Genomic DNA, 9,767 nt, shown 5'->3' with positions numbered 1-9,767 from the left:
ATATTGCGGCTCCACGTTTACGAACTTCGGAATCAAAGGAGCACTAGCCAATTATATGATTCTAGTGCGGTTTAGAATTTGAAGTTCCTATGACGAGGTTGCCGCGAAACTGATAGGAACTTCAAATTCACCGCACTAGTCGGGTGATATTGCACGGGAGGTTTCATGTCTGACGCCAAGACGACGCCGAAGGTCGAAAAGAGCGAAGCCGAATGGCGCAAGGACCTGACGCCGATGCAGTATGCGGTGCTGCGCGAGAAGGCGACCGAACGGCCTTTCTCAGGCGAATACGAACATGAGAAGCGGCAGGGCACTTATATCTGCGCCGGATGCGGTCAGACGCTGTTTGAGTCCGACGCCAAGTTCGACTCCGGCTGTGGCTGGCCGAGCTTCACCCAGCCATCGGCCGAAAGCCATGTCGACGAGGAACGCGACGTCAGCCACGGCATGATCCGCACGGAGGTGCTTTGCTCGCGCTGCAACGGCCATCTCGGCCATGTCTTCGAGGATGGCCCCGCGCCAAACGGACTGCGCTATTGCATCAATTCGGCGGCGTTGAAACTCCAGCCGAAATAATTCCTCACCTTGCTTCGAGCGCTTTTCGTGCCCCGCGCCCACGACCCGGTCGCGCGGGTTTTTCGTCGCCGTGAGGAGCGCTGCCCATGCAATTTCGGGTTCCGCTGCCGGAACCAGCGAGGCCAATATGCTGTTTTCTACTGGCAGCCTGGCGGAATTCATCGGGCCGGGCGCGTAGCCAGTGGGAGGAGCGCCATGACGCTTGGAACGATCCTCATCATTCTCGTGATCATTTATCTCCTGGGCGGCTGGAGCGGCCGGATCGGCGGCTATGGTTACGGCTACGGCCACTCCGGAATGGGGCTCGGCGGGGTGGTTTTGGTTGTATTGCTCGTCCTGCTACTACTCGGCAAGCTGTAAGTCATATAAGCAACTGAAATTAAACGGCTTTTTTATGAACTACTCCTGCGGGTGACGGATTCATCATTCAGCCCGACGGGAGTCGCAATTCCTGTGGAGAGGCTTATATTAAGGTCTGTCCACAAGGAAATGACGTGCACCGGCGCCGCCTGATTTTTGCGCCCGTGCGATCTGTTCGCGATTTCGATCGCGTTCTCACTAAAAAGAACAGAGGTCCCCGATCATGGCTTTCAGCTTCAACACTGCTGCCGAACTATTTCCAGCCGCCATCCGCAAGAAAAAGCGGGCGGGCTTCGCCTATCGGCGATTTGGCACGGCGGCTGAAGCGGTTCGTTTTGCGATCGAGGAATTGCCGGCGGACTCGCTGAACGGCGCTTATCTTCAGGTCGACGAGGCTCGCTTCGACCAGATGGGCATTCGCTCGCTCTATGAAAGCAAGGACTTCCCCCTGCCGCGCCGCCCGCGCGCGCCCCAGCCGGCCGCTCCCGCCGCCAAGGCGGATGACAAGGCTGCCTGATCCCATCTCGCACTGGATTGTCGCTGCAAGGTTCTGCAGCGTGATTGACGATCAGCAGCCGTGATTAACGCGGCTGTTTTGATTAGCGCGGCTGTTTTTCGAGCCAGCGCCTGAGCAGGCGCACGTTGCGCATATTGGCGCGAAACAGCACATCAAATGCATCGCCCGCAAAGGGCACTATTCCGACCACGCCATCGACCGCGACGTTGCCGAGCATTCGCGCGGTGACGTACCACGGCGCGCCCAGGGCGCGCGCCTCGCGCACCAGCCAGAGCGAGAATGCGGTCGCCAGGAGATCGCCGACCACCGGGATCAATCTGACGATGCCGTCGACGCCATAGCGAATATTGGTGCCCGGGAGAATGAAGGCGACATCGAGCAGCTTCGCCAGCATCTCGAAGCGCGCCAGTCGCTGCTCGCGGGTGAGATCACCGAAGGGATTGGCGCCCGAATGACCGAAATCGAACTGAAATAACCGAACACCGCGCAGCCGGCCGTCCGGAATTTCGCGGCCTTCCTGATCGATCACGGGGCCCTGCAGCCGCGTGCGGAACGGCCCTCGCGAGGAGGTGCTGAAACGGGCATCGCCCGGAGAAATGATCTCTTCGTTTGCCATGGCTAGTGCCCGCTTTCCGGAGTTCGTCCTACGCCTCAGCACCCACTTTCGCGAACTTCGGAAAGTCGGGGGCACTAGCCATCTTTTTGATTCCAGTGCCGTTCCCCCTTTTGAAGTTCCTGGACGGAATTTGCCGCTTGTGGTGCAGGAACTTCAAATGACCGGTACTGGTCAGATGGTTATGCCGGCTATCGGCGCAAGTGACATTTTGGCAATGCGCCTCGCCACGTTCACGCCGTGACCTGCCGATTGGCCACGGTATTGGCAACGCCGGACGATACCGCGCCGGGAACGAAGCCGACCAGACCGTAAAGCACGAATTGCAACGTTCCGCTGTCCTGTCCGCGCGATCCGTAGAGCAACTCGGCCGCGGCAAAAGCAATCAAGCCGACGATCACGAGGCGCGAGAGCGGGCCAATTCGTTTGACGTGAAACACGATATCGTCCACGGCCCCGAGCATCAGCGCTGGCAGAAGGCCGAAAAGATAGGAATACTGCAACGTCTTCAGAAACACCGTGAACAGCTTGCCGGCTTCCGACAGGCTCGGGGGATGGCTCCAGTAACCCGACATCACGGTGGTTGCCAGAAGAAGCAGAAACCCGCCGAGCAACGGCACCAACACCGCAAAAATCACATATCGCTTCATCGCCCGTGATCCGATCCCAACATCCGCTTCCATTCGCGAGCCGGCATTTTTGCGAATGTTAGAATCAAGCGGCTGGCGAATGTCAAATCGGCCGCACGAGCTCCGCTATTCGCCCCAGGCAGCGAAGGCATCGTTGAAGGCGCGCTCGCCGGGAGCGCCCTTCTCGATCGCGATGATGGCGCGGCGCTGGTTGGTGTAAACCAGCGGCACGTCGAACCAGGAGCGTTCCTTCAAGAGTTGCAGGTTACGCGAGCGATCCGCATCGACGTTCGACAGGCCGACCAGGAAGAAGCCGTCGGTGACCTTGACGGCGAGGCCGGCAAGCGGCGTTCCGCGCGCCTGCTCGTTGGATTTCATCAGGATGCCCGGCACATTGCTGACGCCGCCGCCCGAGAAATCCGGCGGCAGCACGAAGGTCAGTTCGGCGGTATGGCTCGCCGGCAACGACGGATCGGTGTTGCGGCGGAACGACATCGTCATCTTGAACTTGCGATCGGGGATCTCGATGTCGGCACGCACCGCGAGGTCGGCCTTCTGGCTACCCGAGGCCTTGATTGGCTCGGTCCGCCAGATCACGGAGCCGACATACTGCTTGCCTTTGGGATCGGAAGGATCCTCGTCGTAAAGAACAACCCGCTGGGCCACGGGGGCCACTTGATCGCTCGACGACGGCTGTCCGACACGATCCGGAATCTTCGGCTTCGTCGTGGGTGCAGCGCCCGGATCCTTGGGAGCTTCGACCACGGTCTGCGATGACTTGAACAATCCGCTGACGGTCGAGAGGAGCGACTTGCCCGACAGGATTGCCCCAACAAGGACCAGGAAGATGCCGGCCGCAAACGCGATCTTGAGCGGAAATACGGTGCTCCGCTTCGGCTCGCGGCCGCGGTCCGGCGGCAAGCGCGGGCGCGGCGACGCAGGCTGCGGCGCGCCGTAGCGTTCCGCTTCCGCGATCGACTCATCGTAGGAATAAGGTGCCTCGCCATCGAAGCCGCGATCCTCCATGCTCGGCTCGAGCCGGTCGAATTCAGGCGATGGCGAAGGCACGTTGGCGTAGGTCTTGCGCGCCGCGCGGCTCGCCTGGGCCGCGGCGCGGCCGAGATCGTCGGCATCGGCCGTGATGTCGCGAAATCCGCGCATACCGGACGGCTCGGCGCCATTGTTGCCCTCTGGACCGCGGCGCGGCGTGGCCGGCCGCTCGCGCCCCGGCGGCAACGGCGAATCCTGCATGGACACCTGCGGCTGACGGTCCTGACCAGGCGGCGGCCGATCGTTGCGCGGCAGGGGCGGCGGCGCCGGCTGCCGTGACCGCGGCGCCTGCTGCGGCTGTGCGGCAGCGGCCGCGTTCTCCGACGGCCGCGCGGCAGGGCGGGCATTGGCGCGCAAGGCGCCGGAAGCCCGCGGACCGTTGCGCGTCGGATCGGCCGGGCGTGCGGCATCGCGTGCCCGCTGGGCGGCTTCCGATTCCACCTTCCGCACCGCTTCTTCCAGCGACAACCGCTCGCGCGTGATTTCGGACTCACTGAGTGGCGGCTCGACGCTGCGAAGCTGCGCGATCAACGCTGCGCGCGCACGCTCATAGAGCGCACGACGGCTTTCGCCGGGAGCGCTGGGGTCCAGTCCGGCGATGGCGCGGGCGATCAGCGGGTAGTAATCAGCCATTTCGACTCAACAGTGCACGCTCTGCGGTGATATCTCATTAAGGTCGTTAAGCCTCGAACGGATTCTGTACCAGGATAGTATCTTCGCGTTCCGGACTTGTGGAAAGCAGGGCGATCGGACAACCCACCAATTCTTCCACACGACGAACGTATTTGATCGCCTGCGCCGGCAAATCGGCCCAGGAGCGCGCGCCGGCGGTGGGTTCCTTCCAGCCCTCGATGGTCTCATACACCGGCTTAACCCGGGCCTGGGCGCCCTCACCAGCCGGTAAATGGTCGATCTCCTTGCCGTCCAGCAGATACCCCGTGCAAACCTGGATGGTTTCAAAACCGTCGAGAATATCGAGCTTGGTCAACGCCAGACCATGGATGCCGCAGGTACGCACGGTCTGACGCACCAATGCGGCATCGAACCAGCCGCAGCGGCGCTTGCGCCCCGTGTTGACGCCGAACTCCCGGCCGCGGCGGCCGATCTCATCACCGATCTCGTTATTCAGTTCGGTCGGGAAAGGACCCTGGCCGACCCGGGTCGTGTAGGCCTTGCAGATTCCAAGCACGTAGCCGACCGCGCCGGGACCGAGACCGGTGCCGGTAGCGGCCTGGGCCGCGACCGTGTTGGAGGAGGTGACGTAAGGATAGGTGCCGTGATCGACGTCGAGCAGCGCGCCCTGCGCGCCCTCGAACAGCATGCGCTTGCCTTCCCGCCGCTTGATATCGAGCAGCCGCCACACGGTTTCGGCATAAGGCAGGAGTTGCGGCGCGAACGCCGCCAGCTCACGCAGGATATCCTTGCCATCGATCTCCTTGAGATTGAGCCCGCGGCGCAGCGCGTTGTGATGCGCCAGCAGGCGGTCGATCTTGTGCGGCAGGGTACCGAGATCGGCGAGGTCCATCAGGCGAATCGCGCGCCGGCCGACCTTGTCCTCGTAGGCCGGCCCGATGCCACGCCGCGTGGTGCCGATGCTCGCCGAATTCGAAGATTCCCTGAACGCATCGAGCTCACGGTGCAGCGGCAGGATCAGCGTGACGTTTTCAGCGATGCGCAGGTTTTCCGGGCCGACGGCAACGCCCTGCCCCTTCAGCTTGGTCACTTCGTCGAGAAACGCCTGCGGATCGAACACCACGCCGTTACCCACCACCGAAAGCTTCGAGGGCCTCAGCACACCGGAGGGCAAGAGCGCGAGCTTGTAGGTCTCGCCATTGATGACCAGCGTGTGGCCGGCATTATGGCCGCCCTGAAAACGCACGACGATATCGGCCTGCTCCGACAACCAGTCGACGATCTTGCCTTTCCCTTCGTCGCCCCATTGGGCGCCGACGACGACAACATTCCCCATCCGCAGCTATTCCCTCTGCAACTCTCTAAAGTTCAAGCGTGATCTGTTCGAAAAAGCCGGTTTCAGCCCTGTGGATCGCTATCATCGCCATTCAGGGCATGCCGGGGCCGGTCCCATGCGAGGCATACCACCCGATAAAGGATGAGGGCTACCGACGCAAGCAAGAAGGCGGCCCAGACCCGCTTGGAGAGCCCATCAACCCCTTGATATCCCCCAAAAATCCGACCCCGCCCGCCGGTGGCCACCATTCCGCCAGACGAGCGCCCCGAATGCGTCCGCCAGGGCGGCCCTTTCGCTGGCACGCGCGCATGGTCGCGATGCACTAGCCGCCATTGAAGCGCGCCCAAAATCCGTGTCTGTGACATTGCCGGGCACGAATTCTCCGGCCGGGCATATCGGCCGGGCCGCGGCACCGTGACCCTGCTTGCTAGTGGAATGGATTTGGCATTCGCCACTCTGTCGCCCGGAATGCCTAATGCGAATGTCAAATCCAAAACTCCACTAGAAACCCATATTTGCTAGTGGTCCTTTGATTCTAACATTTGCAAAAGTGCCAGCCAGACCCGGATGCAAATGTTAGAATCGGACCACTAGCTAGGCCCAAAGCCGCATGACCGCCTCCGACCCGATTTCCGACGTCATGCATAGTGTGGTGGATTTGACATTCGCTTCAGCATTTGCCGCGAGTCCGCCAAGCGAATGTCGCATCCAAAACCACACCAGAATACGATATTTGCCAGTGTCCCTTCGGTTCTGACATTCGTAAATGCACTCTCCTTCACACCATACGAATGTCAGGACCGGGACACTGCGCGCGAGTTGGCTCGTCAACCAGCCTTACGTTCTGCTCTCGATCACCGCCTTGTGCTGGGCCGGCAATGCCATTGTCGGCCGGCTCGCCGCAGGCCACATCCCGCCGGTGACGCTGGCGTTCCTGCGCTGGTCGCTCGCCTTTCTGATCATCCTGCCCATGGCGTGGAAGCATCTGAAGCGCGACTGGAACGCGATCCGCGCCAGCCTCGGCACCATGGTTTTCATCTCGTTCACCGGAATTTCCGTCTTCACCAGCCTGCAATACTGGTCGCTGGAACACACCACCGCGCTCAACACCCTGCTTCTGCAATCGGCGGGACCCCTCTTCGTGGCGGCCTGGTCGCTGGTCCTGCTCGGGGTTCGGCTGACGCTCGCGCAGGCGATCGGCGTACTGGTATCGCTGACCGGCGTGCTGGTGATCCTGCTGCACGGCGACCTGACGGCGATCGCCGCGATCGACTTCAACAAGGGCGACCTCATCTTCACGGTCGCACTTGTGATCTTCGGACTTTACACGGTGATGTCGTCGCGGCGGCCGCCGATCCACGATCTGTCGTTCGTCGCCTTTACGTTCGGATGCGGTTCGGCCGTTCTCGTCCCGGCGCTGATCGCGGAGTTGCTATGGCGTCCGGTCATGGAACTGAACGCAAGCAATCTTTTGTCCGTCGCCTATGTCGCGCTCTTTCCTTCGACCGTCGCCTATCTCTGCTACAACAGAGGCGTGCACCTGATCGGCGCCAATCGCGCCGCGCCGTTCTTTCACGTCGTGCCGGCATTCGGATCGGTGATGGCGATCGTCTTTCTCGGCGAAACGCCGCGGCTCTTCCATTTCATCGGCTTTGCGCTGGTGCTGACGGGCGTGTTCGTGGCGTCGAGAAACGCATCGGCAAGACCGGGCTAGTGCGGCGATCCCGCTGCTGGGAGAAAAGCCGCGGCCGTTCCACCTCGCCGGATACGTCATGGTATTTGCCGGCGTCGTCATCGCCTCACGCAAGACGTCGGCGGCCAGATGAACCCGCAGGGTACGGCAATTTCGGTCGCGCTACCGACTCAGAGATTATGCCGCTCGCGAAGGACGAGGCGAACCAGTTCGGCCGCTCTCCTCACGCCGGCTTTTCGCAGGATGCTGGCGCGATGGCTTTCGACCGTGCGCGAGCCGATATTGAGCCGTCGTGCGATTTCCTTGTTGGAAGCCCCGTCAACAAGATGCATCAACACATCCCGCTCACGGCGGGTCAGCGGATCACGACCGGGAAGGCGAAGTGAAGATTTCTTGAAGAAATCGCTGCCGTTGCCCGCGCCTGGGGAGGGCTCGACAACGGCCCTGACGCGGCCGACAATCTCGTCGCCGGTAACGGGCTTTTCGATGAAATCCGATGCGCCGTTCCTGATGGCGTCGACGGCCATCGGAATATCGCCCTGACCGGAAGTGACGAAGATCGGCGCCGGATAATCTTCCGCGCGAAGCTGTTTGAGAACATCGATTCCGGACTTCTCGGGCAGTCGCACCTCAATGAAGATACAGGCGGGGATACACTCTCTCGCCGACGACAGCAGAGCGGCGCCGTCTGCGAAGCAGATCACCTCATAGCCTTCCGGCTCCAGAGCCGAGGAGAGCGACTGGCGCGTGGACGCATCGTCGTCCACGACGAAAATCTGGCCTCTTGAGTTCGAACGGTCCTGCACGGACTTAATCCTCGTCAACAAAGCCGAAGTGCAGGTCCGGCGGCGGCGTGGCGTGAGCCTCCTCTACGATCAGCTCGGCGTCGCGGGCGGCGGCGGCGAGCAAACGCGTCGACATCTGGAACAACGTCAGAGCTATCTTCTCGTCGTGGCAGTCGCGCGAAAGGCGCGCACACTCCCTCGAGCATTCCAACAAAATATCTGAAACGGACATGACAATTTCCAAAACGAGTTCAAGCCGCAGGCCGGCTAAGGCATGCGGACGGGTTGAATTGAAATGATGGCGTCGGCAGTGACGGAAAAATGAACAACAACGCATAACTTCGGCCCAGCGCTATGCGCGGGACAACGTCTGCTGTTCAGGCGCCGATATACGTCGAAACGCCTCGGTACGTTTGACCGATCGGGACATTTATTTTACACTTCGGGACATCCGCCCCCGGATAGCCGGAAATGACCGACCTGATCCGCAGCGCCACGCTGATGCATTACGCCGAGACGGCGCGCTCGGTCGGGCTTGAGCCGACGAAGATGTTGCGGAAGGTCAGGCTTCCGCTTGCGTGCCTGGACGACCAGAACATGCGCGTTGCGGTCAGCAGCGTCCGGCGTCTGCTCGAGGTTTCCGCCGCCGAATCCGGCGTCGAGGATTTTGCGCTACGATTGGCGGGACGGGGCAGCTTCGCGACGCTTGGCCCGGTCGGGCTCGTCGTTCGCGAGCAGGCTACCGTTCGGGCGGCGCTCGAAGCGCTGGCGCGCTTTATTCATATCCAAGACGAGGCGATGCGTCTGGAATTCGACCATGGGGATGAGATCGTCACGATCGGCTTCCTGCTGCGTGGCGCCACCCGACAATCAACGGAATTGGCGCTCGGGAGAGTGCACACCATCATCCGCTTGCTCTTCAGCGGCGACTGGCGGCCCGTCGAGGTCTGCTTCATGCATTCGCCGCCGCGCCATCGCCGACACCACCAGCAGTTCTTCGGCTGCCACGTTGCGTTCAATGCAGAGATCGACGCGATCCGGTTGGCCGCGAGCGACCTGGACTACCCTATCAAATCGGCAAATCCGACGATGGCGCGCTATTTGCTGAGCAGGGTCGAAGCAATCACGGTGCGGCCCGAAAGCTGGGACGGCAAGGTCGGCGAATTGGTCCGCTCACTGCTGCCCGGCGGCCGATGCACGATCGAACGCGTTGCCGAACATCTTGCGTGCGATCGGCGCACCGTCCATCGGCGTCTTCTCGACTGTGGCATCAGCTTTTCCGCCATTCTGAACGAGCAGCGCGCAAAGCTCGTGATGCGGTTGATCGAAGACGGCAACCGGCCGCTGGCCGAGATCGCCGAATTACTCGGCTTCTCGGCGCAAAGCGCGATGGCGCGCTGGTTTCGAGGGCATTTCGGATGCAGCATCACACAATGGCGCAAGGGCGTCCGGCCCACGGCATTGAGCGTCGAGGCGTCCCGTGCCGCGATCGGCAGGAGCCGACCGGCCAGGAAGCCTGGACAAGTTTCGCAGGCTTACCGGCGATCGAAAAAGCTGGAGCGTTGATATCCTTCA

At 61.7% G+C, this 9,767-nt stretch carries 11 protein-coding genes and 1 pseudogene; 6 read left to right on the top strand and 6 right to left on the bottom strand.

The window, feature by feature from the left end:
* Positions 1 to 165 precede the first annotated feature (165 nt).
* The 3 genes from msrB to M6D32_RS07320 all read left to right on the top strand — a co-directional run bounded on the left by msrB (position 166) and on the right by M6D32_RS07320 (position 1,453).
* Positions 166 to 576, top strand: coding sequence for a peptide-methionine (R)-S-oxide reductase MsrB (gene msrB, locus M6D32_RS07330; protein ID WP_298254844.1), 411 nt, complete (start codon positions 166 to 168; stop codon positions 574 to 576).
* A gap of 195 nt (positions 577 to 771) precedes the next feature.
* A complete protein-coding gene (locus M6D32_RS07325) occupies positions 772 to 936 on the top strand; it encodes a DUF3309 family protein (RefSeq protein ID WP_298254843.1) in 165 nt (54 codons plus the stop codon).
* 223 nt (positions 937 to 1,159) lie between these two features.
* On the top strand, positions 1,160 to 1,453 hold the full coding sequence (locus M6D32_RS07320) for a hypothetical protein (RefSeq protein WP_298254842.1): 294 nt from the start codon (positions 1,160 to 1,162) through the stop codon (positions 1,451 to 1,453).
* Positions 1,454 to 1,535: 82 nt separating this feature from the next.
* On the opposite strand, the gene M6D32_RS07315 is transcribed toward M6D32_RS07320, so the two are convergent.
* The 4 genes from M6D32_RS07315 to M6D32_RS07300 form a co-directional block, all read right to left on the bottom strand.
* Positions 1,536 to 2,069, bottom strand: coding sequence for a DUF4112 domain-containing protein (locus M6D32_RS07315; RefSeq protein WP_298254840.1), 534 nt, complete (start codon positions 2,067 to 2,069; stop codon positions 1,536 to 1,538).
* A 230-nt stretch (positions 2,070 to 2,299) separates the two neighbouring features.
* Positions 2,300 to 2,716 (bottom strand): DUF5413 family protein, encoded by a 417-nt coding sequence (locus M6D32_RS07310; protein ID WP_298254838.1) that lies wholly within the window; start codon positions 2,714 to 2,716, stop codon positions 2,300 to 2,302.
* Positions 2,717 to 2,821: 105 nt separating this feature from the next.
* Positions 2,822 to 4,378 (bottom strand): hypothetical protein, encoded by a 1,557-nt coding sequence (locus M6D32_RS07305; protein WP_298254837.1) that lies wholly within the window; start codon positions 4,376 to 4,378, stop codon positions 2,822 to 2,824.
* A 46-nt stretch (positions 4,379 to 4,424) separates the two neighbouring features.
* Positions 4,425 to 5,714, bottom strand: coding sequence for an adenylosuccinate synthase (locus tag M6D32_RS07300; RefSeq protein WP_298254835.1), 1,290 nt, complete (start codon positions 5,712 to 5,714; stop codon positions 4,425 to 4,427).
* Between the two features lie 766 nt (positions 5,715 to 6,480).
* Between M6D32_RS07300 and M6D32_RS07295 the strand changes: the two genes are divergently transcribed.
* Positions 6,481 to 7,428, top strand: coding sequence for a DMT family transporter (locus M6D32_RS07295; protein ID WP_298254833.1), 948 nt, complete (start codon positions 6,481 to 6,483; stop codon positions 7,426 to 7,428).
* 4 nt (positions 7,429 to 7,432) lie between these two features.
* Positions 7,433 to 7,540: pseudogene (locus M6D32_RS07290) on the top strand (EamA/RhaT family transporter); the annotation flags it as partial.
* 37 nt (positions 7,541 to 7,577) lie between these two features.
* Here the strand turns inward: M6D32_RS07290 and M6D32_RS07285 are convergent.
* Together M6D32_RS07285 and M6D32_RS07280 are read right to left on the bottom strand one after the other, a co-directional pair.
* Positions 7,578 to 8,213, bottom strand: coding sequence for a response regulator (locus M6D32_RS07285; protein WP_298254831.1), 636 nt, complete (start codon positions 8,211 to 8,213; stop codon positions 7,578 to 7,580).
* Between the two features lie 4 nt (positions 8,214 to 8,217).
* Positions 8,218 to 8,424, bottom strand: a complete 207-nt coding sequence (locus M6D32_RS07280) for a hypothetical protein (protein ID WP_298254829.1) — start codon at positions 8,422 to 8,424, stop codon at positions 8,218 to 8,220.
* 239 nt (positions 8,425 to 8,663) lie between these two features.
* Here M6D32_RS07280 and M6D32_RS07275 point away from each other — a divergent pair, with 239 nt between their 5' ends.
* Positions 8,664 to 9,758, top strand: coding sequence for an AraC family transcriptional regulator (locus M6D32_RS07275; RefSeq protein WP_298254827.1), 1,095 nt, complete (start codon positions 8,664 to 8,666; stop codon positions 9,756 to 9,758).
* Positions 9,759 to 9,767 lie beyond the last annotated feature (9 nt).

The sequence above is a fragment of the Bradyrhizobium sp. genome, from assembly GCF_027307225.1.
Taxonomy (GTDB): domain Bacteria; phylum Pseudomonadota; class Alphaproteobacteria; order Rhizobiales; family Xanthobacteraceae; genus Bradyrhizobium.
This window is presented reverse-complemented; position numbering and strand designations above follow the sequence as displayed.

Excerpts from the sequence above, each read along its gene's own strand:
- M6D32_RS07295 (WP_298254833.1), top strand. The coding sequence starts at position 6,481 with ATGCACTCTCCTTCACACCATACGAATGTCAGGACCGGGACACTGCGC.
- M6D32_RS07275 (WP_298254827.1), top strand. The coding sequence starts at position 8,664 with ATGACCGACCTGATCCGCAGCGCCACGCTGATGCATTACGCCGAGACG.
- M6D32_RS07320 (WP_298254842.1), top strand. The coding sequence starts at position 1,160 with ATGGCTTTCAGCTTCAACACTGCTGCCGAACTATTTCCAGCCGCCATC.
- M6D32_RS07280 (WP_298254829.1), bottom strand. The coding sequence starts at position 8,424 with ATGTCCGTTTCAGATATTTTGTTGGAATGCTCGAGGGAGTGTGCGCGC.
- M6D32_RS07315 (WP_298254840.1), bottom strand. The coding sequence starts at position 2,069 with ATGGCAAACGAAGAGATCATTTCTCCGGGCGATGCCCGTTTCAGCACC.
- M6D32_RS07310 (WP_298254838.1), bottom strand. The coding sequence starts at position 2,716 with ATGAAGCGATATGTGATTTTTGCGGTGTTGGTGCCGTTGCTCGGCGGG.
- M6D32_RS07325 (WP_298254843.1), top strand. The coding sequence starts at position 772 with ATGACGCTTGGAACGATCCTCATCATTCTCGTGATCATTTATCTCCTG.
- M6D32_RS07300 (WP_298254835.1), bottom strand. The coding sequence starts at position 5,714 with ATGGGGAATGTTGTCGTCGTCGGCGCCCAATGGGGCGACGAAGGGAAA.
- M6D32_RS07305 (WP_298254837.1), bottom strand. The coding sequence starts at position 4,378 with ATGGCTGATTACTACCCGCTGATCGCCCGCGCCATCGCCGGACTGGAC.
- msrB (WP_298254844.1), top strand. The coding sequence starts at position 166 with ATGTCTGACGCCAAGACGACGCCGAAGGTCGAAAAGAGCGAAGCCGAA.